The sequence below is a fragment of the Isoptericola sp. MSGPD8_1_ISO-PGPR-S23-394 genome (assembly GCF_058072785.1).
The window spans coordinates 1,856,319-1,881,989 of record NZ_CM176517.1; the positions used below are offsets into that span (position 1 = coordinate 1,856,319).

Genomic DNA, 25,671 nt, shown 5'->3' on the forward strand with positions numbered 1-25,671 from the left:
CCGGCCTGAGCAGCCGGCCTGCCCGCCAGGGGGCGACGAGTGTGACGCAGCCGACGACCACATGGTGGTCGTCGGCTGCGTCGTCCCCGGGGCCCCGCGTTAGGCTGACGCCGACAGACCCCCTTTAAACCCGTCCCGTGAGGCGGAGAAGGAGTCCCGTTGAGCCCTGGTCCTGCCCTGCCCTCCGACGCAGACCCGGACGGCACCACCGTCCTGGCCGCGAGCGACGTCGCTCGCGCACTCACCCGCATCGCTCACGAGATCGTCGAGCGTGCCCGCGGGGTCGACGACCTCGTGCTGCTCGGCATCCCGACCCGTGGGGTCACCCTCGCCCGGCGCCTGGCCGAGCGGCTCGCCCAGATCGACCCGGCGTTCGACGTCGAGGCGTGCGTGGGAGAGCTGGACGTCACCATGTACCGCGACGACCTGCGTCGTCAGCCCACCCGCGCCGTCGGCGTCACCCGGCTGCCGGCCGCCGGCATCGAGAACCGGACGGTCGTGCTCGTCGACGACGTGCTCTTCTCGGGCCGCACGATCCGCGCCGCGCTGGACGCGCTCGGCGACCTCGGCCGCCCGCGTGCGGTCCGGCTGGCCTGCCTCGTCGACCGCGGGCACCGCGAGGTCCCGATCCGACCGGACTTCGTCGGCAAGAACCTCCCGACCGCCCAGAGCGAGCGGGTCAGCGTGCGGCTGGAGGAGATCGACGGCGTCGCCGACGCCGTCGTCATCGCCGGCCGGGACGCCGCGGGCGAGCGGGGGAGCACCCGATGAGGCACCTGCTGTCCACGGCCGACCTCACCCGCGACGACGCGGTCGGCCTGCTCGACACCGCCGCGCAGATGGCCGCCACCCAGTCCCGCGAGATCAAGAAGCTGCCCACGCTGCGGGGCCGCACGGTCGTCAACCTGTTCTTCGAGGACTCCACCCGCACCCGGATCTCCTTCGAGACGGCGGCCAAGCGGCTCAGCGCGGACGTCATCAACTTCTCGGCCAAGGGTTCGAGCGTCTCCAAGGGCGAGTCGCTCAAGGACACGGCCCTGACGCTGCACGCGATGGGTGCCGACGCCGTCGTCGTGCGGCACTGGGCCTCCGGAGCGCCGTACCAGCTCGCGCACGCCGGGTGGCTGGACGCCGCCGTCCTGAACGCCGGTGACGGGATGCACATGCACCCCACCCAGGCGCTGCTCGACGCGTACACGATGCGCCGGCACCTCGCCGGGCGTGCGCAGGGCCTGCGCACACCGCACGACGACGGCGTCGGCGCGGACCTGGCGGGGCTGCGGGTCGCGATCGTCGGCGACGTGCTGCACTCGCGGGTCGCGCGCGCCAACGTCGCGCTGCTGCACACCCTGGGCGCGGAGGTGACCCTCGTCGCCCCGCCGACCCTCGTGCCCGTCGGCGTGGAGGCGTGGCCCTGCCGCACCTCCTACGACCTCGACGCGACGCTGGCGGATTGGCAGCCCGACGCCGTGATGATGCTGCGGGTCCAGCGTGAGCGCATGTCCGGCGGTGCGGGAGCGTTCTTCCCGAGCCCGTTGGAGTACGCCCGCTACTACGGCCTGGACGCGCGACGGCTCGCCACGCTGCCCGAGCACACGATCGTCATGCACCCCGGCCCGATGAACCGAGGCCTGGAGATCTCGGCCGAGGCGGCCGACTCCGACCGGGCGGTGATCGTCGAGCAGGTCGCCAACGGCATCGCCGTGCGCATGGCGGCCCTCTACCTGCTGATGGCCGGGGACCGCTCGGCGGAAGGGAACGACCTGTGAGCACAGACCTGACCGGTGCCTCCACCACCTACGTCCTGCGAGGGGTGCGGCCCCTCGGCGGCGAGCCCGTCGACGTAGTGCTCGACGGCGGGACCGTCGCGCAGATCACCGCCGCGGGCGCGGCCGCGGCCGACGGCGCCACGGTCGTCGAGGCCGCCGGCCACATCCTGCTGCCGGGGCTCGTCGACCTGCACACCCACCTGCGCGAACCCGGCCGGGAGGACGCCGAGACGGTGGCGTCCGGCACCCGGGCCGCGGCCGTGGGAGGTTTCACCGCCGTGCACGCGATGGCGAACACCTCGCCGGTCGCGGACACCGCCGGCGTCGTCGAGCAGGTGCACCGCCTCGGTGAGCAGGCCGGGTGGGCCGACGTCTTCCCCGTGGGCGCCGTGACCGTGGGGCTCGACGGTGAACGGCTGGCCGAGCTGGGCGCCATGGCCGACTCCGCCGCGCGCGTGCGCGTCTTCTCCGACGACGGCAAGTGCGTGCACGACCCGATCCTCATGCGTCGTGCGCTCGAGTACGTCAAGGCGTTCGACGGCGTGGTGTCGCAGCACGCCCAGGAGCCGCGCCTGACCGAGGGTGCCCAGATGAACGAGGGCGTGGTCTCGGCCCAGGTCGGCCTCGCCGGCTGGCCCGCCGTCGCCGAGGAGGCCATCATCGCCCGCGACGTGCTCCTGGCCGAGCACGTCGGCTCGCGCCTGCACGTGTGCCACCTGTCCACCGCCGGGTCCGTGGAGATCGTCCGGTGGGCCAAGTCGCGCGGCATCGACGTGACCGCCGAGGTCACGCCCCATCACCTGGTCCTCACCGACGAGCTCGCGCGCACCTACGACCCGACGTACAAGGTCAACCCGCCGCTGCGCACCGCCCGCGACGTCGAGGCCGTGCGTGAGGGCCTGGCGGACGGGACGATCGACATCGTCGCGACCGACCACGCCCCGCACAGCCGCGAGGACAAGGACTGCGAGTGGGGCGCGGCGGCCTTCGGCATGACCGGCCTGGAGACGGCCCTGAGCGTGGTGCAGCAGACCATGGTGGACACCGGCCGGCTCAGCTGGTCCGACGTCGCCCGGGTGCTGTCCACGGCCCCCGCCCGCATCGGCCGGGTCGAGTCGGCCCACGGTCGGCCCGTGGCGGTCGGCGAGCCGGCGAACCTCACGCTCGTCGACCCGGCCGCGACACGGACCGTCGACGGTGCGACCCAGGCCACCGCGAGCGGCAACACCCCGTTCCGGGGCCGTGAGCTCCCCGGCCGGGTCGTGGCCACGTTCCTGCGTGGTCGCGCCACCGTGCTCGACGGCGTGCCGGTCGCCACGGCGGGCAGCACCCGATGAACCTGCCGATGCCCGTCGCCGTCGGCATCTGGCTGGTGATCGGCGCGCTGCTGCTCACGCTCGTGCTGACCGGTCGGCGCCGCCTGGCCGCCCGCACCCGACCCCTCGTCCCGCGCCCCCCGGCGCTCCCGGCAGAGGAGGGCGCGCTCGGCGCGGTCCGCCTCGGGCCGCTCGAGGCGACGTACGTGTCGAGCACCCTGTCCGGCGACTGGCTGGCCCGGGTGGGCGCCCACGGCCTCGGTGACCGCAGCGCCGCGCACGTCACGGTCCTCGACGGCGGCGTCGTCGTCGGCCGCGACGGGGCCCCGCCCGTCCTCGTGCCGGTGGCCGCGCTGCGTGCGGTGGGCACCGCGCCCGGCATGGCCGGCAAGTACGTGGGCCGCGACGGCCTGGTCGTGCTCACCTGGCAGGTGCCGTCCGACGGCGAGACCGGCGCCGCGCTGCTCGACACCGGCCTGCGCACCCGCTTCACGGCCGACAACGCGCGGCTCGTCGAGGCCGTGCGCTCCCTCATCACCCCGTCCACCCCGAGCCCGAAGGACACGATGTGACCTCCAGCACCAGCACCGACCCGGCGGTCCTCGTCCTCGAGGACGGCACCGTCGCCCGTGGCGTCGCGTACGGCGCCCGCGGCACGACCCACGGCGAGATCGTCTTCTCCACCGGGATGACCGGGTACCAGGAGACGCTGACCGACCCGTCCTACCACCGCCAGATCGTCGTGATGACCGCCCCGCACGTGGGCAACACCGGCGTCAACGACGACGACCCCGAGTCCCACAAGATCTGGGTCGCCGGGTACGTCCTGCGCGACCCGGCCCGCCGGGCCTCGAGCTGGCGGTCACGGCGGGGGCTCGCCGAGGAGCTCGCCGAGCAGGGCGTCGTCGGCATCGCCGAGGTCGACACCCGCTCGTTGACCCGGCACCTGCGCGAGCTCGGCGTCATGCGCGCCGGGATCTTCTCCGGCGACGGCCTCCTGCGCGACGGCGTCGAGCGCGACGTCGCCGACCTCGTCGAGGAGGTGCGCGGCGCGCCGCTGATGGCCGGCGCCGACCTCGCCCGCGAGGTCACCACGGCCGAGGCCTACACCGTCGAGCCGCGCGGGCTGCCCGCCGGGGCCGACCCCGTGGCCACCGTCGTGGCGGTCGACCTCGGGATCAAGTCCATGACGCCGGTCCGGCTGGCCGAGCGCGGTGTGCGCGTCCACGTGGTGCCGCAGTCCACCAGCTTCGCCGAGGTCGAGGCCCTGCTGCCGGCGGACGGACCGTGCGGGGTGTTCTACTCCAACGGGCCCGGCGACCCGTCGGCCGCGACCGCCGAGATCGACCTGCTGCGCCAGGTCCTGGACCGCCGGATCCCGTTCTTCGGCATCTGCTTCGGCAACCAGCTGCTCGGCCGGGCGCTCGGGTACGGCACCTACAAGCTCGGGTACGGCCACCGCGGCATCAACCAGCCCGTGATGGACCGCACCACCGGCAAGGTGGAGGTCACCGCCCAGAACCACGGCTTCGCCGTCGACGCGCCGGTGGACGCGGTGAGCACCGCACCGTACGACGCCGAGCGTGACGACCACGACGCCGGCGGCCCCTACGGCCGGGTGATCGTCTCGCACGTCGGTCTCAACGACCAGGTGGTCGAAGGCCTGACCGCGCTCGACCTGCCGGCCTTCTCCGTGCAGTACCACCCCGAGGCCGCCGCCGGCCCCCACGACAGCGCGTACCTGTTCGACCGCTTCGTGGACCTCATGACCACCCGTGAGCCCGTGACCGTCCCGCCCGCCGCCCTCGCGGCGCTGGCCGGCGGCCCCACCGGCGAGAAGGAGAACTGATGCCCCGCCGTTCCGACCTCTCCTCCGTCCTGGTCATCGGGTCCGGCCCGATCGTCATCGGCCAGGCCTGCGAGTTCGACTACTCCGGCACGCAGGCCTGCCGCGTGCTCAAGGAGGAGGGCCTGCGCGTGGTCCTGGTGAACTCCAACCCGGCCACGATCATGACCGACCCCGAGTTCGCCGACGCCACGTACGTCGAGCCCATCACCCGCGAGGTGCTCACCTCGATCATCGCCAAGGAGCGCCCCGACGCGCTGCTGCCCACCCTCGGCGGCCAGACGGCGCTGAACGCCGCCATCGAGCTGCACGAGGCCGGCGTCCTCGACGAGTACGGCGTGGAGCTCATCGGCGCCAACATCCCGGCGATCCAGAAGGGCGAGGACCGCCAGCAGTTCAAGGACGTCGTCGAGGTGTGCGGCGGCGAGTCCGCGCGTTCGCTGATCATCCATACGATCGACGAGGCGGTCGCGGCCGCCGACGACCTCGGCTACCCGATGGTCGTGCGCCCGTCCTTCACGATGGGCGGGCTCGGGTCCGGGCTGGCCTACGACGAGTCCGACCTGCGCCGGATCGTCGGCCAGGGGCTGCACTACTCGCCGACCACCGAGGTGCTCCTGGAGGAGTCGATCCTCGGCTGGAAGGAGTACGAGCTCGAGCTCATGCGCGACAAGGACGACAACGTGGTGGTCGTCTGCTCGATCGAGAACGTCGACCCGGTGGGCGTGCACACCGGTGACTCGGTGACCGTGGCCCCCGCGATGACGCTGACCGACCGCGAGTACCAGAAGCTGCGCGACATCGGCATCGCCGTCATCCGCGAGGTCGGCGTGGACACCGGGGGGTGCAACATCCAGTTCGCGGTCGAGCCGGACACCGGCCGCGTCGTCGTCATCGAGATGAACCCGCGCGTCTCGCGCTCCTCGGCGCTGGCGTCCAAGGCGACGGGCTTCCCGATCGCGAAGATCGCGGCCAAGCTCGCCGTCGGCTACACGCTCGACGAGATCCCCAACGACATCACGCGCGTCACGCCGGCGAGCTTCGAGCCGACGCTGGACTACGTCGTGGTCAAGGTGCCGCGCTTCGCGTTCGAGAAGTTCCCGGCGGCGGACGACACGCTGACCACGACCATGAAGTCCGTGGGCGAGGCGATGGCCCTGGGTCGCAACTTCACCGAGGCCCTCGGCAAGGCGCTGCGCAGCATCGACAAGGGTGGTGTCGACTTCCACTGGTCGGGGGACGCTCCGTCGGGCGACCGGCTCGCCGAGCTGCTGGCCGAGATCCGGCGTCCCACCGAAGGCCGGCTCGTCGGTGTGCAGCAGGCGCTGCGGGCGGTCGTCGCCGGTCACGCGACGCTGGAGCAGGTCTTCGACGCCACGAAGATCGACCCGTGGTTCCTCGACCAGATCGTCCTGATGAACGAGGTGGCGGAGCAGGTCGCGCAGGCCGTGGAGCTGACCGCCGACGTGCTGCGGCGGGCCAAGCGGCACGGGCTGTCCGACGCGCAGGTGGCCCAGCTGCGCGACCTGGGCCCGCACGGGACGGCGGAGGTGCGCCAGACGCGGCACGCGCTGGGTGTGCGCCCGGTCTACAAGACCGTGGACACGTGCGCGGCGGAGTTCGCGGCGGCCACGCCCTACCACTACTCGTCCTACGACACCGAGTCGGAGGTCGCCCCGCGCGAGCGGGAGGCGGTCATCATCCTGGGCTCCGGGCCGAACCGCATCGGGCAGGGCATCGAGTTCGACTACTCGTGCGTGCACGCGGCGCTGACCCTCAAGGGCACCTACGAGACCGTCATGGTCAACTGCAACCCCGAGACGGTCTCCACCGACTACGACACCTCGGACCGGCTGTACTTCGAGCCGCTGACCCTCGAGGACGTGCTGGAGGTGTACGAGGCCGAGCTCGCCGCCGGCCCGGTCAAGGGTGTCATCGTCCAGCTCGGCGGGCAGACGCCGCTGGGCCTGGCCCAGCACCTCGCCGACGCCGGCCTGCCCATCCTCGGCACGACGCCGGAGGCGATCGACGCGGCGGAGGACCGAGGGCTCTTCGGCCAGGTGCTGGCCGACGCCGGCCTGCCGGCCCCGGCGTTCGGGACCGCCCGGTCCCTGGCCGAGGCCCAGGAGGTGGCCGAGCGGATCGGGTACCCCGTCCTGGTGCGGCCGTCCTACGTGCTCGGTGGCCGCGGCATGGAGATCGTGTACTCCTCGGAGCAGCTCTCGGGGTACGTGGAGCGGGCGCTCGAGGCGGCCGCCGCGGCGGCCCTGGTCTCGCGGGCGCCGGGCACGCTGCCGGCACCGCTGCTGATCGACCGGTTCCTCGACGACGCGATGGAGATCGACGTCGACGCGCTGTTCGACGGCACCGAGCTGTTCCTGGGCGGGGTCATGGAGCACATCGAGGAGGCCGGCATCCACTCGGGCGACTCCGCGTGCGTGCTGCCGCCGGTCTCGTTGAGCCAGGCGGAGGTCGAGCGGATCCGCCGCTCCACCGAGGCCCTCGCCCGCGGCGTCGGGGTGCGCGGCCTGCTCAACGTCCAGTACGCGCTCGTCTCCGACGTGCTGTACGTCCTGGAGGCCAACCCTCGCGCCTCGCGCACGGTGCCGTTCGTGTCGAAGGCCACGGGGGTGTCGCTGGCGAAGGCCGCGGCCCGGGTCATGGTGGGCGAGTCGATCGCCGACCTGCGCGCCGACGGGATCCTGCCGGCCGAGGGAGACGGCGGCACGCTGGACCTCGGCGCGCCCCTGGCGGTCAAGGAGGCGGTGCTGCCCTTCAAGCGGTTCCGCACCGCCGAGGGGCATGTCGTGGACACCGTGCTGGGCCCGGAGATGCGCTCGACCGGCGAGGTCATGGGGTTCGACAAGGACTTCCCCCACGCCTTCGCCAAGTCGCAGGCCGCGGCGTTCGGTGGGCTGCCGACGGCGGGCACGGTGTTCGTCTCGGTCGCGGACCGCGACAAGCGCTCGATCGTGTTCCCCGTCAAGCGGCTGGCGGACATCGGCTTCGAGATCCTCGCGACGGCGGGGACCGCCCAGGTGCTGGCGCGCAACGGCATCGCGGCGACCACGGTGCGCAAGTACTCCGACGGTGTCGGCCCGGACGGCGAACCGACGGTCGTGGACCACATCACCGAGGGCCGGGTGGACCTGGTGGTCAACTCGCCCTCCGGCCAGGGTGCTCGCGCCGACGGCTACGAGATCCGGGCGGCCACGACGGCCGCGGACAAGCCGATGGTGACGACCGTCGACCAGCTCGCCGCGGCGGTGCAGGCCATCGAGGCGGTGCGTGGCGGGCCGTTCGACGTGGCCAGCCTCCAGGAGCACGACGCGGCCACCCGGACGCGCCGTGACGCCCGGCCGGCCGAGACGGTACGGGCATGAGCGCCGCGTCCTCCGGCACGGTGCCCTTCGGCGCCCGGCTGGCCGCCGCGATGGACGAGCACGGCCCCCTGTGCGTCGGCATCGACCCGCACGCGCCGCTGCTGGCGCAGTGGGGGCTGTCCGACGACGCGCAGGGGGTGCGCGAGTTCGGTCTGCGCGTCGTGGACGCCCTGGGCGGGCGCGTGGCGGCCCTCAAGCCGCAGGCGGCGTTCTTCGAGCGGCACGGCTCCCGAGGGCTCGCCGCGCTGGAGGAGGTGCTCGAGGCGGCCCGCGCGGCCGGCACGCTGACGATCGTCGACGCCAAGCGTGGTGACATCGGTTCGACCATGTCGGCTTACGCCGACGCGTTCCTCGCCGACGGCTCTCCGCTGGCCGGTGACGCCGTCACGGTGTCGCCGTACCTCGGTTTCGGCGCGCTGGCGCCGGCCCTGGAGCTCGCGGCGGCCACCGGGCGCGGCGTGTTCGTGCTGTGCCTGACGTCGAACCCCGAGGGCGCGGCCGTCCAGCACGCCGTCGGGTCCGACGGACGCAGCGTCGCGGCCTCCGTGGCCGCGCAGGCCGCCGAGCACAACGCCGGGGCCTCGCCGCTGGGTTCGGTCGGGCTGGTCGTCGGCGCGACGGTCGGCGACGCGGCCCGCTCCACGGGGACCGCCCTGGAAGCCGTCAACGGCCCGCTGCTGGCGCCGGGCGTCGGTGCTCAGGGGGCGGGCGAGCGTGAGCTGGCACAGGTCTTCGGGGCCGCGCGCTCGACTGTGCTGGCGTCGTCCTCGCGGGGCGTGCTGGAGGCCGGTCCCGACGCGGCGGGGCTGCTGGCGGCCGCACGGCGGTCGGCGGCCGAGGCGGTGGCGGCGCTGCGCGGCTCGCGCTGACGGCCCGCGGTCGCGGCGTCCCGGTACCCGCGTTCTCTCCCGCGCGGCCCGGCGCGCTGACCGGCGTCGATGTCGGAAGACTCACAGGAGTTCACCCGTCGTCGGTCCGGTTCGCCACGTTTGCCTGGCTATTTCGCCTGCATTCGGGCGGGTGGCCGGGCGCCGGACGTGCCAGCGATTGCCGCCGCCGCAGGTCGTGGCTACTTTCGAGGGAGCACTATCCCAGCACGACGTCTTGTCGGATTCGATTGAGTAGGTGACTTGCGTGGCCCTTCCTCCACTCACCCCGGAACAGCGTGCGGCGGCCCTCGAGAAGGCTGCCGAGGCGCGACGCATCCGGGCAGAGATCAAGAACCGCCTGAAGTACTCCCAGGGTTCGCTGCGCGAGGTGATCGAGCAGGGCCAGACGGACGACGTCGTGGGCAAGCTGAAGGTCGTCGCGTTGCTGGAGTCGCTCCCGGGAGTCGGTAAGGTGAAGGCACGGGCGATCATGGAAGAGATCGGGATCGCCGAGACCCGCCGTGTCCGTGGCCTCGGGCCGCACCAGGCCCAGGCGCTCATCGAGAGGTTTGGCTGAGATTTCCGCACCACGCGCCGGCGTGCCGGCACCCCCAGGGGCGGCGTCCGACGACGCCTCGCCCGTCCCGGCACGACTGACCGTGCTGGCCGGTCCCACGGCTGTCGGCAAGGGCACCGTCTCGGCCGACATCCGTGCCCGGTATCCCCAGGTGTGGTTGTCGGTGTCGGCGACGACCCGGCCGCCGCGGCCCGGCGAGGTGCACGGCGTGCACTACCTGTTCGTCGGTCCCGACGAGTTCGACCGGATGGTCGGCGCCGGCGAGATGCTGGAGTGGGCGGTCGTGCACGGCCGTCACCGGTACGGCACGCCGCGCGGGCCGGTCGTCGAGCACCTGGCCGCCGGCCTGCCGACGCTGCTCGAGATCGACCTGCAGGGCGCCCGTCAGGTGCGCGACGCGGTGCGGGCCTCCGGGCTGGACACGCAGTTCGTGTTCCTGGCCCCGCCCAGCCACGACGAGCTCGTGCGACGTCTGGTGGGTCGCGGCACCGAGGACGCCGCGGAGCGGGAGCGTCGCCTGGCCACGGCGGAGGTCGAGATGGCCGCCGAGCCGGAGTTCGACGTGACGATCGTCAACGACGACGTCACGCGCGCCACCGACGAGCTGGCGCGCCTGCTGGGCGTCCGTACCCAGGGCGTGGCCCCCGCGGCCTCGCAGCCTGCTTGATCGCGGCGGGTAGACTGGACGCCGCCCTCCCTACCCTGTCCTGAAACTCTCCGGTGGCCGTCGTCACCGGTCCTTTCGTCTGCTTGGAGTGACACTCATGGCTGGAACCGTTCCCGAGCCGATCGGCATCACCGACCCGCCGATCGACGACCTGCTCACGCACAGCGAGTCGAAGTACGGCCTGGTGCTGTACGCCTCGAAGCGTGCGCGGCAGATCAACGCCTACTACGCCCAGCTCAACGAGGGCCTGCTGGAGAACGTCGGCCCGCTGGTCGACACCCGCGTGCAGGAGAAGCCGCTGTCGATCGCCATGCGCGAGATCAACGAGGGCCTGCTCACCGCCGAGCCGGCCGAGCCGGCGCCGGAGCAGCCGGCCACGCCGCCGCTCGCCCAGGGTGTCGAGGTTGTCGAGTCGGAGCACGCCGCCGGCGACGAGATCGTCTGAGCCTGCGGCACGCACGACGATGAGGATCCTGCTGGGGGTCAGCGGCGGCATCGCCGCCTACAAGGCGGTCCTGCTGCTGCGGCTCCTGCGTGAGCAGGGGCACGCGGTGCGGGTGATCCCGACGGCGGCGGCCCTGCGGTTCGTCGGCGCCCCGACGTTCGAGGCCCTGTCCGGCGAGCCGGTCAGCACCGAGGTGTTCGACGACGTGCCGGGGGTCCAGCACGTGGCACTCGGCCAGGAGGCCGACCTGGTGGTCGTGGCCCCGGCGACGGCCGACCTGCTGGCGCGTGCCGCCGCGGGCCGGGCCGACGACCTGCTGACCTCCACGCTGCTCACGGCGCGCTGCCCGGTGGTCATGGCCCCGGCCATGCACACCGAGATGTGGGACCACACGGCGACCCGCGCGAACGTCGCGACCCTGCGGGGTCGGGGTGTCGAGGTGATCGACCCGGCCAGCGGCCGGTTGACGGGCTCCGACACGGGGCCGGGGCGCCTTCCCGAGCCGGAGGAGATCGCCCGTGCCGCCCTGGCGGCGGCCGGTCGCCCGGCGCACGGCCCGGGCGACCGACGGGACCTGGCGGGGCGGCACGTGGTGGTCTCCGCCGGCGGCACCCGCGAGGCCATCGACCCGGTGCGGTTCCTCGGCAACCGGTCCAGCGGTCGTCAGGGCGTGGCCCTCGCCGCGGCGGCGCTGGCCCGTGGCGCCGAGGTGACGCTGGTGGCGGCGAACCTGCCCGACACCCTGACCGGCCCGCCGGCGTCGGCGGGGGCGACGGTCGTGCCCGTGACGTCGGCCGTCGAGTTGCGCGAGGCGGTCCGTGCCGCGGCGGCGGACGCCGACGTCGTGGTCATGGCGGCCGCTGTCGCGGACTTCCGGCCGGCGCGGACCCCGGAGGCGAAGATCAAGAAGGTCGCGGGCGCACCGCCCGCCCCGATCGAGCTGGTGGAGAACCCCGACGTGCTGGCCGAGCTGGCCACCGACCGGCTGCGGCCGGGACAGGTCGTGGTCGGGTTCGCGGCCGAGACGGGGGACGAGTCCGGTTCGGTGCTGGACCACGGTCGGGCCAAGGCTCGGCGCAAGGGTGCCGACCTGCTGGCCGTCAACGCCGTGGGTCAGGACCTGGGGTTCGGCTCGGACGTCAACGACGTGACGGTGCTGGACGGCCGCGGCGAGACGGTGACCACCGTCGCCGGGTCCAAGCGCGAGGTCGCGGACGGCCTCTGGGACGCGATCGGCGAGATGTTTCCCAGCATGTGAGACATTCTCAGATGTCGAGACGTTTTCGCCCGTCGGATGCCTGGTTCCCGGCCCTGTTGGACGTAGGCTGAGCGCATGAGCGATGCGCTGCGCCTGTTCACGTCCGAGTCCGTGACCGAGGGCCACCCGGACAAGGTGTGCGACCAGATCTCCGACGCGATCCTGGACGCCCTGATCGCCCAGGACCCCCGGTCCCGCGTGGCCGTGGAGACGATGGTGACCACGGGCCTGGTGCACGTCGCCGGCGAGGTCACGACAGAGGCCTACGTGGAGATCCCGCAGATCGTGCGCGAGGTGGTGCGCGGCATCGGCTACACGTCGTCAGCGATCGGGTTCGACGGCGACTCGTGCGGGGTGTCCGTCTCCATCGGCCAGCAGTCCCCGGACATCGCCCAGGGCGTCGACACGGCGCTCGAGCGGCGCACCGGCGACGACGGCCGGGCGACGGCGGACGACGTGCTCGACGCCCAGGGCGCCGGCGACCAGGGACTGATGTTCGGGTACGCCACCGACGAGACGCCGTCGCTGATGCCGCTGCCGATCTGGCTGGCGCACCGGCTGGCGGAACGGCTGGCCGAGGTGCGCAAGTCCGGCGCGGTGGCGGGGCTGCGCCCGGACGGCAAGACCCAGGTCACGATCGGCTACGACGGCGACCGCCCGGTCAGTCTCGACACGGTGGTGCTCTCGACCCAGCACGACGCCGACATCGAGCAGGACAAGCTCTACCGGGAGGTCGCGGACCACGTGATCGACCCCGTGGTGGACACCGTCGCCGCGTCCGTGGGGCTGGACACCGCCGACGTACGCCTGATCGTGAACCCGACGGGCAAGTTCGTCGTCGGGGGGCCGCAGGGTGACGCGGGCCTGACGGGCCGCAAGATCATCGTGGACACCTATGGCGGCATGTCCCGCCACGGCGGGGGCGCGTTCTCCGGCAAGGACCCCTCGAAGGTGGACCGCTCGGCGGCCTACGCCATGCGGTGGGTCGCCAAGAACGTCGTGGCCGCCGGGCTGGCGCGGCGCTGCGAGGTCCAGGTGGCGTACGCGATCGGCAAGGCGCACCCCGTGGGCCTGTACATCGAGACGTTCGGCACCGAGACGGTGGCGCCCGAGCGGATCAGTGCCGCGATCCGGGAGGTCTTCGACCTGCGCCCGGCCGCGATCGTGCGTGACCTGGACCTGCTGCGCCCGGTCTACGGCACCACGGCCGCCTACGGGCACTTCGGGCGTGAGCTGGACGGGTTCACCTGGGAGCGCACCGACCGGGTCGACGCCCTGCGCAGCGCGGTGTGAGCTGAGTCGGTGGCCCGTGGTTGCATGTCCTCGTGACGACCGCTGACGAGCCCGAGCAGCCCGCGCTGCTCGGGCTCGACGACGTCGCGACCCCCCGGCCGCGGCGACGTACCCGCACCAAGCAGCCCGCCGGGCCGGCCGACGTCGACCCCGTGGCGCGGGTGATCCTCGACCTCGCCCCGGCGCACCTGGACCGCGAGTTCGACTACCTGGTGCCCGCCCCGCTGGCCGACGCCGCAGTGCCCGGCGTGCGGGTGCGCGCCCGGTTCGGCCCCCAGGAGGTCGGAGGCTTCCTCGTGGCCCGGGCCGCGATGTCGGACCACGACGGCCGCCTCGTGGCGCTGCGCCGCGTCGTCTCGCCCGACCCGGTGCTCACCCCGCAGGTGCTGACCCTGGCCCGCCGGGTGGCCGAGCGGTACGCGGGCACGGTCTCCGACGTGCTGCGCCTGGCCGTGCCGCCCCGGCACGCACGGGTCGAGGCCGAGGTGGCGGCCGTGCTGCGCGCGGCCGACGAGCCGGCCGTCGACGACGCGTCCGGGACCGACCCGGCCCGGCCGGCGTCTCCCGCCGCGCCGGCGGCACCCACGGGGGACGGCTGGACGGACGTGTGGGCGCCGTACCGGGGCGGGGAGGCGTTCTGCCGCCGGGTGCTGGCCGGACAGGCTCCACGGGCCGTGTGGACGCCGCTGCCGGGGCTGGAGCGGCGGCCCGACGAGCCCGCCCGCACCCCGCACTGGGCCGCGGCGATCGCGCAGGCGGTGCGCGCTGCCCTGGCCGGGGGACGGCGCGCGCTCGTGGTGGCCCCCGACGGACGCGACGTCGAGCGGGTGTGCGCGGCGCTGAGCACGGCCGGCGTGGCCGACGTGGTGCGCCTGCAGGCCCACGACGGGCCCGCGCCGCGCTACCGCGCCTTCCTGCACTCCCGGCACGGGCTGGCTGCGGTCGTGGTCGGCACCCGTGCGGCGATGTTCGCGCCCGTGCCCGACCTCGGCCTGGTCGTGCTGTGGGGCGACGGCGAGGAGCCGCTGGCCGAGCCGCACGCCCCGTACCCGCACGCCCGCGACGTGCTGGCGATGCGCAGCGAGCTCGAGAACGCCGCGTTCCTGCTGGGTTCGCCCGGCCGGACGGTGCAGGCGCAGGCCATGCTGGCGGCCGGCTGGGCGCAGGAGATCGCCGCGCCGCGCGACGTCGTGCGCGCCCGCGCCCCCCGGGTGCGCGCCCTGACGTCGGTCGAGCTGGCGCGCGAGGGGGCCGGGGCGGCGGCCCGGCTGCCCAGCGCGGCCTGGCGCGCCGCCCGTGACGCCCTCACCGGGGGTCCGGTGCTCGTCCAGGTGCCGCGCACGGGCTACCTGCCGGTCGTGGCGTGCGCCCGCTGCCGCACGGCGGCCCGCTGCGGCTACTGCCACGGTCCGCTCGGCCTGCGTGGCGCGAGCGCGGCCCCGCAGTGCACGTGGTGCGCGCGCCTGGCCGGATCGTGGCGGTGCGGCGAGTGCGGGCACGACCGGGTGCGCGCCGTCCGGGTCGGTTCGGAGCGCACCGCCGAGGAGCTCGGCCGGGCGTTCCCCGGTGTCCCGGTGCGGGTGTCGGCGTCGTCGGCGCCCGGCGGCGTGCTCGACCGCGTCGAGGCCGGCCCGGCACTGGTCGTCGCCACCCCGGGGGCCGAGCCGGTCGCCGAGGACGGGTACGCCGCGGCGCTGCTGCTCGACGCCGCGGTGGCCACCGCCGGCACGGGCCTGGCGACCGCGACCGAGGCCGCCCACCGGTGGCTGGCCGCGGCCGGCCTCGTGCGTCCCGCCCCGCGCGGGCAGGTGCTGCTCGTCGGGGACGCCGCACCCGCGCCCACGAGCGCGCTGGTGCGCTTCGACGCCCCGGGGCTGGCCGAGCGCGAGCTCGACGAACGCCGTGAGCTCGACCTGCCGCCCGCCGTGCGCGTCGCCGCCGTCACCGGCGACCACCACGCCGTCGACGCGCTCGTCGCTCGCGTCGAGCTGGCCACACCCGACGCCGTGCTCGGGCCCGTCGACCTGCCCGACGACGGCACCCGGCTCGAGGCGGCCGTGCGGGTCGTCGTGCGCGTCCCCCTGGCCCGGGGCACCGAGCTCGCCCGCCAGCTGCGCGCCTCGCTGGCGGTCCGTGCCGCCCGCCGCGAGGGCGGCACCGTCCGTGTCCGGCTCGACCCTGCGGAGATGCTCTGATGACGACCCACCCCACCCGCCCCGGCGGGCAGCCCGACGACGCGATCGACGCGGTGGTCTACGACCTCGGCAACGTCCTGGTCGGCTGGGACCCCTACGGCGCGTTCGACGGTGTCGAGCGTGCCGAGGTCGACGCCTGGATGGACGAGGTGGGTTTCGCCGCGTTCAACCACGCCCAGGACGCCGGGCGCACCTGGGCCGACGCGGTACGGCACCTGGAGGCCACGCGGCCCCACCTCGCGCCGCTGGCCGCCCGCTACGCCGCCGGGTACGCCGGGACGCTGAGCGGCCCGCTGCCGGGGTCCGCCGCGCTGGTGGCCGAGCTCGACGCCGCCGGTCTGCGCCTGTACGGGCTGACGAACTGGGCGGCCGACACCTTCCACCACGCGGCGCCGGCCGCCCCCGCCCTGGGCAGGTTGCGCGACGTCGTCGTCTCCGGGCAGGTGGGCCTGGCCAAGCCGGACCCGGCGATCTTCCGCCTCGCGGCCGACCGGTTCGACGTCGACCCGGCGCGCACCGTGTTCGTCGACGACACGCGCGCCAACGTCGAGGCGGCCCGCGCGGTCGGGTTCCATGGCGTGCACTTCACCGACACCCCGGCGTTGCGCACGGCGCTCGCGGACCTCGGCGTGCCGGTGGCGCGCTGAGGAGCCGGCGCCGCCCGGTCAGGAGACCGTGACGGTACGGGGTGCGCGCTGCGCGGCGGCCCGCAGGGCGGCGAGGCTGCCGGCGTCGTCGGTGACCGGGGCGAGGTCCGAGCCGGCCGCCTCCAGCACCGGCCAGGTCAGGCCGCCGTCGTCGTCCAGGTCGCCGAGCAGCACCCCGCCGAGCCCGATCCACCACTCGCCGGAGTGCTCGGCCGGTCCGCGCGAGGCCAGCACGACGACGTCGTCCAGCGCGGTGAGCGCCTCGCCCACGGCCTCGGCGTCCGCGTCCCCGGGCAGCACGGCCACGACCTCGACCTGGTCGCCGACCGCCACCTCGTCGCCGTCGGCCGCCAGCACCTCGACCACCTGCAGCGAGAGCACCACGGTGCGGGTGTCGGCCGGGTCCGCGAAGTCCACCTGGCGGCCGGCGTCGGTGGACCAGTCCGTGGCCCGGCCCGGCTGCCAGCCGGTGATCCGCCCGGCCACCGCCAGGTCGGAGAAGGTCATCGCGGACGTCCCGTCGTCGTAGCGCACCGACGGCAGCGTGGCGGTGATCGCGTCCGGCCGGAACGCGACGTCACCGCCGGTGGCGTGGGCCGCCATCGGCTCGGCGAACGACACCGTCGCGTCGCCCGCGCACGAGGACACCACGAGGACCGCCCCGACCAGGATCGCCGTCGTCCCCGCCGTGCGCACCTGCCGTGCCGTCGATCTACCCATGCCCTCTCCCTGTGTCGCCCGGCCCTAGACTTGCACGGTGCGTCTGCTGTTTGCCGGAACTCCCGAGCCCGCCGTCTCCGCCCTGCGGGCCCTAATCGACTCCGAGCACGAGGTCGTCGCCGTCCTGACGCGGGCCGACGCCCGGGCCGGACGCGGCCGGCGCCTGGTGCCCAGCCCGGTGCGCCTCGCCGCGCAGGAGGCCGGGATCCCCGTGATCACGGACGTCCCGCGCGGCGAGGAGTTCGCCGAGCGTCTGCGCGGCCTCGAGATCGACGCCGCCCCCGTGGTCGCCTACGGGCACCTGCTGCGCCCCGAGGTCCTGGCCGTGCCACCCCAGGGCTGGATCAACCTGCACTTCTCGGTGCTGCCCGCCTGGCGCGGCGCCGCGCCCGTCCAGCACGCGATCCTCGCCGGTGACGAGGTCACCGGCGCCACCACCTTCCTGCTCGACGAGGGCATGGACACCGGACCGGTGCTCGGCACCGCCACCGAGACGATCCGCCCCCGGGACACCTCCGGCGACCTGCTCGGCCGGCTCGCGACGTCGGGCGCCCAGCTGCTCGTCGCCACGCTCGACGCGCTGGCCGCCGGAGAGCTCGCCCCCCAGGCCCAGCCGGCTGACGGCGCCTCGCTCGCCCCGAAGATCACCCGGGACGACGCGCTGGTGCGCTGGACGGACCCGGCGCTCGCGGTCGACCGGCGCGTGCGGGCGGTCACCCCGGCCCCCGGGGCCTGGACGACCCTGCCCGGCGAGGACGGGGCCGACGACGGCGCACCCCGGACGCGCCTCGGCCTCGGCCCCGTGGTGCCGCGGCCGGAGGTCACCGACCTGGCCCCGGGCGAGCTGCGTGCCACGAAGTCCGAGGTCCTCGTCGGGACCGCCACCTGCGCCGTCGCGCTCGGCGACGTGCAACCGGTCGGCAAGAGGTCGATGGTGGCCGCCGACTGGGCGCGCGGGGCCGGTCGCGCCGTCGTCGACGCCGGCGTCCTGGGAGGTGCCCGATGACCGCGGACCGTCGTGATCGCCAGAGCGGGGACCACCGTGGCGACGACCGCAGGGACGCACGGGGCCGCCAGCGCGGCGCCGCCCGCTCGCGGGGCCAGGGGCACCGCACCTCCCAGGCGCCCTCGCAGCGGCGTCGCTTCACCGACCCCGCCCGCACCGCCGCGTACGACGTGCTGCGCGAGGTGGACACCTCGGACGCCTACGCTAACCTGGTGCTGCCGCCGCTGCTGCGCGAACGCGGCATCACCGGCCGCGACGCCGCCTTCGCCACCGAGCTCGCCTACGGCACCCTGCGCCTGCGCGGACGCTACGACGCGATCCTGTCCCGCTGCGTCAGCCGACCCCTGGACCAGCTCGATCCCGAGGTGCTCGACGTGCTGCGCCTGGGCGCCCACCAGGTCCTCGGCATGCGGGTGCCCGCCCACGCCGCGGTCTCCGAGACCGTGGGGCTGTGCCGTGATCGCGTAGGTGCCGGCCCGGCGCAGATGGTCAACGCCGTGCTGCGGGCCGTGGGGCGCACCAGCCTCGACGACTGGCTGGACCAGGTCCGTGCCGAGGCCCCCGACGAGACCACGGCGCTCGCCCTGACCGGCTCGCACCCGGTGTGGATCACCCGTGCCCTGCGCGAGGCTCTGCACGGTTCCGGTCGCTCCACCGGCGAGCTCGCCGACCTGCTGGAGGCCGACAACGCCGCCCCACGCGTCACGCTCGTCGCGCGGCCCGGGCTCGTCGAGGCCGACGAGCTGCTCATCGGCGACCGGGAGGCGCGCCTGAGCCCGGGCCAATGGGCGCCGACGGCCCACGTGCTCGCCTCCGGCACCGACCCTGCCGCCCTGGAGGCCGTGGGCGACGGACGTGCCGGTGTCCAGGACGAGGGCTCCCAGCTCGTCACCCTGGCACTGGCCGCCACCCCGGTCGAGGGGCGCGACGAACGCTGGCTGGACCTGTGCGCCGGCCCCGGGGGCAAGGCCGCGCTCCTCGGGGCGCTCGCAGCCGGGCGGGGTGCGCGCCTCGTGGCCAACGAGGTCCAGCCGCACCGGACCCGGCTGGTGCGCCAGGGGATGCGCGCCGTGCCCAACGGCGCGGTGGAGACCGTGCGCACCGCCGACGGCCGGGAGGTCGGCAGCGAGGAGCCCGGCGCCTACGACCGGGTGCTCGTCGACGCCCCCTGCACCGGCCTGGGGGCCCTGCGGCGTCGGCCCGAGTCCCGGTGGCGCCGCACGCCTGCCGACCTCGGCACACTGACCGGTCTGCAGACCGAGCTGCTCACGTCTGCGCTGGAGGCCGTGCGGCCCGGGGGAGTGGTGGCGTACGTGACGTGCTCGCCGCACTTGGCCGAGACGCGCCTCGTCGTGGACGACGTGCTGCGCCGCCGCGAGGACGTGGAACGCCTCGACGCCCGCGCCGTGGTGCGCGACGTGCTCGTCCCGGGCGCCGAGATCGACCTGGGGACCGACGACGGCGGAGCGGGCGGGCTGGACGTCCAGCTGTGGCCGCACGTGCACGGCACCGACGCGATGCACCTGACGCTGCTGCGCCGTTCGGCCTGAGCTCACGCACGCCGCGCGGGCGCGGCACGGCCGCCGCGACCGACCACTCGATCTCGCCCCAGGGGTGCAGGCCGTCGATCGTCACCTGGCTCGGCTCGGTGGGGTCGTACAGCACGTCGATCGTCTCGCCGGCCCGGGGGACGCCCTCCCAGTGCGAGACCGTCCGTTGCACCCCGGGATCGTGAGGGCCACACCCAGTCCGCCGAGCAGGACGGGGAGCAGGACGAAGTAGACCAGCCCGCGTGCTCCCTCCTGGCGGGAGGCGACGTCGCCGACCGCTCTCCACAGGCGGCCCACCGCGCGGAGAGGGAGACGCCGTTCACGGGGCTCGTCCCTGCGTGGCCGGGTGCGCAGCCAGAGCCCGAGGCGTTCACCGAGGACCGCGAGCGCCGGGGGCGCCAGGACTGCCGGTGCGGCCACCGCCTCCTCCTCGACCCTCTTCGTCACTGCGATGACCTGGGTGTAGAGGAAGCTGGGCGCTACGCTCCCCCTTCCTGCGGCGACCCACGCCGGTGAGTCCGGTGCGCCGAGTTCTCGTGCCAGGTATTCCTTGCTCAAGGCCGGATGTCGGGATAACCTGGCGACAACTGCTGTGAGAATATCCCGACGAGGGAGGGGCCATGCCCGACGAGACGTCCCGCTGGACCCGAGCCCGCGGACCGCGCGACCTCGGACGCTTCGTCCAACAAGCCCGCAAGCGCCACGACCTCACCCAGTCGGCGCTCGCGGACGAGCTCGGGCTGACCCGGCAGTACGTCTCCGAGGTCGAGTCCGGTGTCGGCAACCTCTACATCACGCGGCTGTTCGAGATCTTCGACGAGCTCGGTATCGACGTGCGCCTGGAAGAGAGGGCGACTGATGCTGACGCCTGAGCTCGACGCCTGGCTCTACGGCAGCCGCGTCGCCCGGTTCAGCGCGCGCGATGTGGGCCGCTCCTCGCCCCGTGTCGACCTCACCTGGGACCGCGACGCCGTCGTCCGCTGGGGCTACGGCTCACGCGTGCTGTCCCACCTGCTCCCGATGGACCCGGACCACGCCCCGTCGCCCGCGCGCGTGACGGCCTGGCTCGACGGGCTCATGCCCGAAGGGCGCGTCCGTGACCACATGGCCATGGATGCCGGGGTCGACCCCGAGGATCCCGTGGGCTTCTTCGGCGCCTACGGCGGCGACACTGTCGGCGCGCTCCAGTTCGTGCCGGTCGGGACCGTCCCGCGACCGGGCGACGGCCCCCGTCGTCCCCTGGACGGCGCCGACATCGCCGCGCTCCTGCACGCAAGCGTCGCCCGCGCCGGCGGGCAGGGTCGCAGCCAGCACCTGACTAGCTCGCTGCCGGGCATGGAACCCAAGATCGGACTCGTCCACACCGACGGCACGTGGTCGCGGGCGTCGCCCGATCAGCCGACCACGCACATCCTCAAGGTCGCCCGCGCGGCAGACTCGCCCACCGCCGACCTCGTCGACACCGAGGCGGCGGCGCTCGACCTCGCCCGGCGCATCGGCCTGACGACGATCGACGCCCACGTGGAGACGTTCGCCGACATGCGGTGCATCGTGGTCTCCCGCTACGACCGCGTGCCCGACGCCGACGCGCCCGGCGGTCTGCGACGCATCCACCAGGAGGACGCGGCCCAGGCCCTCGGCATCAACACCCGAGACCCCGAGCGGAAGTTCCAGCACGGCCGGGCCATCCCGTCGCTGGCCCGTGTCGCCCAGGTCCTGCGCGACGACGGCGCCCGCCCCGACCGGCTGCTCGCGCTCACCGCGCTGAACCTCGCTGTCGGCAACACCGACGCGCACGCGAAGAACATCTCCCTGCTGCGCCGCCAGGACGGCACGGTGGCCCTGGCGCCCGCCTACGACGTCTCGATGCACCTGCACCACGCGCACGCCTCGCGCGTCTTCGCGATGGACGTCGCCGGCGAGCGGGACATGGACGTGATCACGGGTGGGCACCTCGTCGCCGAGGGCACCTCGTGGGGTCTGCCCCGCCGTCGCGCCGAACGGGTCGTGGCACGCACGCTCGACGACCTGGCTGCCGCGCTGACCGAGATCGACCGCGAGGCTCACCCGGGCGTGCCGGCGGAGGCGTGGCGCACCGTCGTCGAGCACACGGACGCGCTGCGCCGGTCGGTCGACTGACGCCTCAGCGCAGGGACCGCTGCAGGAGCATCGTGCTCACGCTGCGGCCGTGCTTGACGCCCACGTCGCGCAGCACGCCGACCACCTCGAAACCGAGGCGGCGGTGCAGCGGCAACGAACCGGCCGCGGCGGGATCGTCGGCGACGACGGCGATCACCTCGCGGACCTCGGCCAGCGAGCACGCGTCGAGCAGCGCCGAGAGCAACCGCGTACCCACTCCGCGCCCTTGGGCCGCGGGGGAGAGATAGATCGTCGTCTCGACGGTGTGCCGGTAGGCGGCCTTCGGGCGCCAGGGAGAGGCATAGGCATAGCCGACGACGACGTCGTCGATCTCCGCGACGAGGAACGGCAGCCCGCGCTCTGCCAGGTCGGCGAGCCGGGCGGACCACGCTTTCGGGCCAGGAGGCACCTCGTCGAACGTCACCGCGGTGCGCAGCACGTACGGCTCCAGGACGGCGGCGACTGCGGGAAGGTCGTCCGCGGCGGCGTGACGGACGACCGCGCGCGCCGTCGTCGGGACCGAGGGCTCTGGTGTCTCCACGGCGCGAGACTAGTGCCGCGGCGGCGCCCGCGGCACATCCCGGCGGCCGCGCTGAGGGCACTTCTCCGCGAGCTCCGTCAGGATGGTCCGTGCGGGGATGTCGAGAACGCGGGCCGAGCTCCGTCCCAGGGATGAGAGCGGCCAGCACCGGCCCGCTCCAGGACGAAGGGAAGCACGATGGCCAAGTATCTGCTGCTGAAGCACTACCGAGGCGCGCCGGCCGCGGTGAACGACGTGCCGATGGACCGGTGGAAGCCGGAGGAGGTCTCCGCACACATCCAGTACATGCGGGACTTCGCCGCCCGGCTCGAGGGGACGGGCGAGTACGTGGACGGGCAGGCGCTGTCCCCGGAGGGGATGTTCGTGCGGTACGACGGCGAGGGCCGCCCGCCCGTCACGGACGGGCCGTTCCCTGAGACGAAGGACCTGATCGCCGGGTGGATGGTCATCGACGTGGAGAGCCACGAACGGGCCGTGGAGCTGGCCGGCGAGCTGTCCGCGGCACCGGGCGCCGGAGGTCGGCCCATCCACGAGTGGCTCGAGCTGCGCCCGTTCCTCGACGAGTCCGCCGCAGCGACGGACTGACCGGGACCGTCGTGGACGAGACCCTGCTGCGGGAGCTCACCCCCGCGGCGACCGCCGTCCTCTGCCGTCGTGGAGCCGACTTCGCGACGGCGGAGGACGCGGTGCAGGAGGCCCTGGTCGAGGCGCTGCGCGTCTGGCCGGACGACCCGCCCCGGGACCCCCGCGGCTGGCTCGTCACCGTGGCCTGGCGCAAGTTCGTCGACGTCTCCCGTGCCGAGACGTCCCGGCGACGCCGCGAGCTCCGTGTCGGTGCCGAGCCCGCTCCCGGCGCCGGCACGTCGGCCGACGACACGCTGTGGCTGTACTTCCTGTGCGCGCACCCGTCGCTCACGCCCGCCTCCGCGGTCGCTCTCACCCTCCGCGCCGTCGGCGGGCTGACCACCCGGCAGATCGCCCAGGCGTACCTGGTGCCCGAGGCGACGATGGCGCAACGGATCAGCCGGGCGAAGCGCACCGTCGCAAGGGTCCGGCTTGACCGACCCGGGGACCTCTCCACGGTGCTCCGCGTGCTGTACCTGGTGTTCAACGAGGGCTACTCGGGCGACGTCGACCTCGCGGCCGAGGCGATCCGGCTCACGCGCGAGCTCGCGGCGCGCACCGACCACCCGGAGGTCGCTGGACTGCTCGCCCTGATGCTGCTCCACCACGCCCGCCGGCCCGCGCGCACCGCTGCCGACGGGAGCCTGGTGCCCCTGGCCGACCAGGACCGTGACCGGTGGGACACGGTCCTGATCGCCGAGGGCGTCGAGATCCTGCAGGCGGCGCTGGCCCGGGACCGGCTGGGCGAGTACCAGGCCCAGGCGGCCGTCGCCGCGCTGCACGCCGATGCCCGGACCGTCGAGGAGACGGACTGGGTGCAGGTCGTGGAGTGGTACGACGAGCTCGTGCGCCTGACGGACAACCCGGTCGTCCGCCTCAACCGCGCCGTCGCCGTCGGGGAGGCCGACGGGCCCGGCGCCGGCCTGGCCGCGCTGTCGGGGCTGGACCCGGGCCTGCCCCGCTACCGGGCCGCCCTGGCGTACCTGCACGAGCAGGCCGGCGACCGGGCGACGGCCGCCCGCTGCTACGCGGAGGCCGCGCGGCAGGCGACGAGCGTGCCGGAACGCGACCACCTGACGCGCCAGGCCGCCAGGCTCAACGCCGGACGGGGTGCATGAGCAGGGCGAGCGGGCCTGAGATCCCGGTGGTGGTGATCAGACGCCGGCGGGTGCCCAGGCTCCGATGATGACCGCCATGACGGCGAACGTCACGAGCTCGTGCGCCACGTTCATCGTGGTCAGCGCGGCGGGGCGGCCCTCGAACGCGTCATGGGTGACGAACCGTGCGGCGGTGAAGCCCGCCCAGAGGAACCCGGCCGTCGCCAGCGCGGCACCGAGGAACCCGCCGCCGTAGAACTCCCAGGCGATGAACGTGGCTCCCGCCAGGACCCAGGCGGACACGAAGCTGACGACCGCGGTCACGGCGATGGGGCCGACAGCGCTGCCCTGCTTGTCGGGGTCCACCCGTGCCAGGCGCTTCCACCGGTTGCCGAACACGCGCGGCGTGTACCAGACCGACCCGACGACCATCGGCGAGAGCGTGGCGACGAGGACGGCCCAGTAGTTGATCTCGGGAACCATGCGGTGCTCCTTCGCTTGCGCACATGCCGACCGGTCACCGGCTCTACGCTGGGCATCATGGCAGCCCTGATCAACCCGAGCATCCTGTCCGCCGACTTCGCGAACCTCGAGCGGGACCTGCAGCTCATCGCGTCCGCGGACTACGCGCACGTCGACGTCATGGACAACCACTTCGTGCCGAACCTGACGCTCGGTCTCCCGGTCTTCGAACGCCTGGCGCAGGTCTCACCCGTCCCGATCGACGGGCACCTGATGATCGACGACCCCGACCGTTGGGCGCCGGCGTACGCCGAGGCGGGCGCCGCCTCGGTCACCTTCCACGCCGAGGCAGCGCAGGCCCCCGTCCGACTCGCCCGGGAGCTGCGGCGCCTGGGCGCGCGTGCCGGCGTGGCCCTGCGGCCCGCGACACCGGTGGAGCCGTTCCTCGACCTGCTGGGGGAGGTCGACATGATCCTGGTGATGACCGTCGAGCCCGGGTTCGGCGGTCAGTCCTTCATCGACGGGACGCTGCCAAAGATCCGCCGGGCCCGCCAGGCCGTCAGCGAGGCCGGCCTGGACGTCCACATCCAGGTCGACGGGGGAGTGTCGCGCGAGACGATCGACCGGGCCGCCGACGCCGGGGCGAACGTGTTCGTCGCCGGGTCGGCCGTCTTCGGCGCCGAGAACGTCCCGGCCGAGATCGAGGCGCTGCGCGACCTGGCGAGCCGGCACGCCCACTGACGGCAAGATCAGCGCGTCCGCCGTGGGTTCGCCCACAGGCTGCGCGGAGGCCGGTGGCGACGAGTCGTGCCTTGACTGGCCTCTCCACGACACGCCGGCGGCGCAGGGCGCTCTGGTCGTCCGCGGAGCTCTCGTCGGCCAGGCGGAGCTGGAGACGGCCTGGGGGACCCGCGCGTCCCGGTGGGAGGTCCACGTCGACGAGGTGCTCGCGGGCGCCGGGGTGGCGGCGGGGGAGAGGGCCGACGTCCTCTCGGTGCCGCAGACGTGCCACGGGCGGTGGTCCGTACCCGGAGGGCGACCCCCTCGACGTCGAGGGGGCGGCGGTGCTGATCCTGCACGACGACGCGGAGCTCGGGCTGCGCACGGTCACGCCGTTCGACGGGTTGGTGCCGCCGGCCCCGGACGGTGGCCTGCCGGATCGTTGGCCGACCGATCATCACCGGGAATCGCCCGTCGCGTCGTTTCCAATAAAATAGTGTGCCAAGCACCGAGAACCAGATGTGACTCGCGTCCCGCAACCCGGAAC

25 protein-coding genes are annotated in these 25,671 nt (G+C 74.3%); 22 read left to right on the forward strand and 3 right to left on the reverse strand.

The genetic code is table 11. The annotated features are described in order from the left end of the window. Positions 1-159: 159 nt before the first annotated feature. From pyrR to AC3RJ8_RS08455, 14 genes are all read left to right on the forward strand, one after another. Positions 160-771, forward strand: a complete 612-nt coding sequence (gene pyrR / locus AC3RJ8_RS08390) for a bifunctional pyr operon transcriptional regulator/uracil phosphoribosyltransferase PyrR (protein ID WP_489715435.1) — start codon at positions 160-162, stop codon at positions 769-771. After that, on the forward strand, positions 768-1,769 hold the full coding sequence (locus tag AC3RJ8_RS08395) for an aspartate carbamoyltransferase catalytic subunit (RefSeq protein WP_489715436.1): 1,002 nt from the start codon (positions 768-770) through the stop codon (positions 1,767-1,769). Before pyrR ends, AC3RJ8_RS08395 begins: the two co-directional genes overlap by 4 nt. Beyond that, entirely contained in the window at positions 1,766-3,106 is a 1,341-nt protein-coding gene (locus tag AC3RJ8_RS08400; protein ID WP_489715437.1) for a dihydroorotase, read from the forward strand. The genes AC3RJ8_RS08395 and AC3RJ8_RS08400 overlap by 4 nt, the downstream gene beginning before the upstream one ends. Then, positions 3,103-3,657, forward strand: coding sequence for a PH-like domain-containing protein (locus AC3RJ8_RS08405; protein WP_489715438.1), 555 nt, complete (start codon positions 3,103-3,105; stop codon positions 3,655-3,657). Before AC3RJ8_RS08400 ends, AC3RJ8_RS08405 begins: the two co-directional genes overlap by 4 nt. Further along, on the forward strand, positions 3,654-4,934 hold the full coding sequence (carA, locus tag AC3RJ8_RS08410) for a glutamine-hydrolyzing carbamoyl-phosphate synthase small subunit (protein WP_489715439.1): 1,281 nt from the start codon (positions 3,654-3,656) through the stop codon (positions 4,932-4,934). Before AC3RJ8_RS08405 ends, carA begins: the two co-directional genes overlap by 4 nt. After that, a complete protein-coding gene (gene carB, locus AC3RJ8_RS08415; RefSeq protein ID WP_489715440.1) occupies positions 4,934-8,314 on the forward strand; it encodes a carbamoyl-phosphate synthase large subunit in 3,381 nt (1,126 codons plus the stop codon). The genes carA and carB overlap by 1 nt, the downstream gene beginning before the upstream one ends. Beyond that, positions 8,311-9,183, forward strand: coding sequence for an orotidine-5'-phosphate decarboxylase (pyrF, locus tag AC3RJ8_RS08420; protein WP_489715441.1), 873 nt, complete (start codon positions 8,311-8,313; stop codon positions 9,181-9,183). Before carB ends, pyrF begins: the two co-directional genes overlap by 4 nt. Positions 9,184-9,448: 265 nt before the next feature. Further along, a complete protein-coding gene (gene mihF / locus AC3RJ8_RS08425; protein ID WP_489715442.1) occupies positions 9,449-9,760 on the forward strand; it encodes an integration host factor, actinobacterial type in 312 nt (103 codons plus the stop codon). 22 nt (positions 9,761-9,782) lie between these two features. Beyond that, positions 9,783-10,427 (forward strand): guanylate kinase, encoded by a 645-nt coding sequence (gene gmk / locus AC3RJ8_RS08430; protein WP_489715443.1) that lies wholly within the window; start codon positions 9,783-9,785, stop codon positions 10,425-10,427. Positions 10,428-10,524: 97 nt separating this feature from the next. Next, complete coding sequence (gene rpoZ, locus AC3RJ8_RS08435) at positions 10,525-10,872, forward strand: DNA-directed RNA polymerase subunit omega (protein ID WP_407317786.1); 348 nt, start codon at positions 10,525-10,527, stop codon at positions 10,870-10,872. Between the two features lie 19 nt (positions 10,873-10,891). Further along, a complete protein-coding gene (gene coaBC / locus AC3RJ8_RS08440; protein WP_489715444.1) occupies positions 10,892-12,130 on the forward strand; it encodes a bifunctional phosphopantothenoylcysteine decarboxylase/phosphopantothenate--cysteine ligase CoaBC in 1,239 nt (412 codons plus the stop codon). A 75-nt stretch (positions 12,131-12,205) separates the two neighbouring features. Then, positions 12,206-13,423 carry a methionine adenosyltransferase gene (gene metK, locus AC3RJ8_RS08445; protein WP_489715445.1) on the forward strand — a complete coding sequence of 406 codons (1,218 nt, stop codon included), beginning with the start codon at positions 12,206-12,208 and terminating at the stop codon, positions 13,421-13,423. A 32-nt stretch (positions 13,424-13,455) separates the two neighbouring features. After that, positions 13,456-15,618 carry a primosomal protein N' family DNA-binding protein gene (locus AC3RJ8_RS08450; RefSeq protein WP_489715446.1) on the forward strand — a complete coding sequence of 721 codons (2,163 nt, stop codon included), beginning with the start codon at positions 13,456-13,458 and terminating at the stop codon, positions 15,616-15,618. Next, positions 15,618-16,265 (forward strand): HAD family hydrolase, encoded by a 648-nt coding sequence (locus tag AC3RJ8_RS08455; RefSeq protein ID WP_489715447.1) that lies wholly within the window; start codon positions 15,618-15,620, stop codon positions 16,263-16,265. The genes AC3RJ8_RS08450 and AC3RJ8_RS08455 overlap by 1 nt, the downstream gene beginning before the upstream one ends. Positions 16,266-16,283: 18 nt before the next feature. Here the strand turns inward: AC3RJ8_RS08455 and AC3RJ8_RS08460 are convergent, their stop codons facing one another. After that, positions 16,284-16,985, reverse strand: a complete 702-nt coding sequence (locus AC3RJ8_RS08460; RefSeq protein WP_489715448.1) for a hypothetical protein — start codon at positions 16,983-16,985, stop codon at positions 16,284-16,286. Between the two features lie 37 nt (positions 16,986-17,022). Here AC3RJ8_RS08460 and fmt point away from each other — a divergent pair, with 37 nt between their 5' ends. The 4 genes from fmt to AC3RJ8_RS08480 all read left to right on the forward strand — a co-directional run bounded on the left by fmt (position 17,023) and on the right by AC3RJ8_RS08480 (position 21,680). Beyond that, the gene (gene fmt / locus AC3RJ8_RS08465; protein ID WP_489715449.1) at positions 17,023-17,991 is read left to right on the forward strand and encodes a methionyl-tRNA formyltransferase; all 969 of its coding nucleotides are present in this window, start codon (positions 17,023-17,025) and stop codon (positions 17,989-17,991) included. After that, positions 17,988-19,541, forward strand: a complete 1,554-nt coding sequence (locus tag AC3RJ8_RS08470) for an RsmB/NOP family class I SAM-dependent RNA methyltransferase (protein WP_489715450.1) — start codon at positions 17,988-17,990, stop codon at positions 19,539-19,541. Before fmt ends, AC3RJ8_RS08470 begins: the two co-directional genes overlap by 4 nt. A gap of 620 nt (positions 19,542-20,161) precedes the next feature. Then, the gene (locus AC3RJ8_RS08475; protein ID WP_489715451.1) at positions 20,162-20,413 is read left to right on the forward strand and encodes a helix-turn-helix transcriptional regulator; all 252 of its coding nucleotides are present in this window, start codon (positions 20,162-20,164) and stop codon (positions 20,411-20,413) included. Beyond that, entirely contained in the window at positions 20,400-21,680 is a 1,281-nt protein-coding gene (locus AC3RJ8_RS08480) for a type II toxin-antitoxin system HipA family toxin (protein WP_489715452.1), read from the forward strand. Before AC3RJ8_RS08475 ends, AC3RJ8_RS08480 begins: the two co-directional genes overlap by 14 nt. Before the next feature lie 4 nt (positions 21,681-21,684). Here AC3RJ8_RS08480 and AC3RJ8_RS08485 read toward each other — a convergent pair whose 3' ends face one another. Beyond that, positions 21,685-22,221 carry a GNAT family N-acetyltransferase gene (locus AC3RJ8_RS08485; RefSeq protein ID WP_489715453.1) on the reverse strand — a complete coding sequence of 179 codons (537 nt, stop codon included), beginning with the start codon at positions 22,219-22,221 and terminating at the stop codon, positions 21,685-21,687. Positions 22,222-22,398: 177 nt separating this feature from the next. On the opposite strand from AC3RJ8_RS08485, the gene AC3RJ8_RS08490 reads away from it, so the two are divergent. Together AC3RJ8_RS08490 and AC3RJ8_RS08495 are read left to right on the forward strand one after the other, a co-directional pair. Next, entirely contained in the window at positions 22,399-22,806 is a 408-nt protein-coding gene (locus tag AC3RJ8_RS08490; protein WP_489715454.1) for a YciI family protein, read from the forward strand. A gap of 11 nt (positions 22,807-22,817) precedes the next feature. Further along, positions 22,818-23,963, forward strand: coding sequence for an RNA polymerase sigma factor (locus AC3RJ8_RS08495; RefSeq protein ID WP_489715455.1), 1,146 nt, complete (start codon positions 22,818-22,820; stop codon positions 23,961-23,963). A 36-nt stretch (positions 23,964-23,999) separates the two neighbouring features. Here the strand turns inward: AC3RJ8_RS08495 and AC3RJ8_RS08500 are convergent, their stop codons facing one another. Continuing rightward, on the reverse strand, positions 24,000-24,425 hold the full coding sequence (locus tag AC3RJ8_RS08500) for a DUF1761 domain-containing protein (protein WP_489715456.1): 426 nt from the start codon (positions 24,423-24,425) through the stop codon (positions 24,000-24,002). A gap of 57 nt (positions 24,426-24,482) precedes the next feature. On the opposite strand from AC3RJ8_RS08500, the gene rpe reads away from it, so the two are divergent. After that, on the forward strand, positions 24,483-25,145 hold the full coding sequence (gene rpe / locus AC3RJ8_RS08505; RefSeq protein ID WP_489715457.1) for a ribulose-phosphate 3-epimerase: 663 nt from the start codon (positions 24,483-24,485) through the stop codon (positions 25,143-25,145). A 323-nt stretch (positions 25,146-25,468) separates the two neighbouring features. Next, the gene (locus tag AC3RJ8_RS08510) at positions 25,469-25,621 is read left to right on the forward strand and encodes a hypothetical protein (RefSeq protein WP_489715458.1); all 153 of its coding nucleotides are present in this window, start codon (positions 25,469-25,471) and stop codon (positions 25,619-25,621) included. Positions 25,622-25,671: the final 50 nt, after the last annotated feature.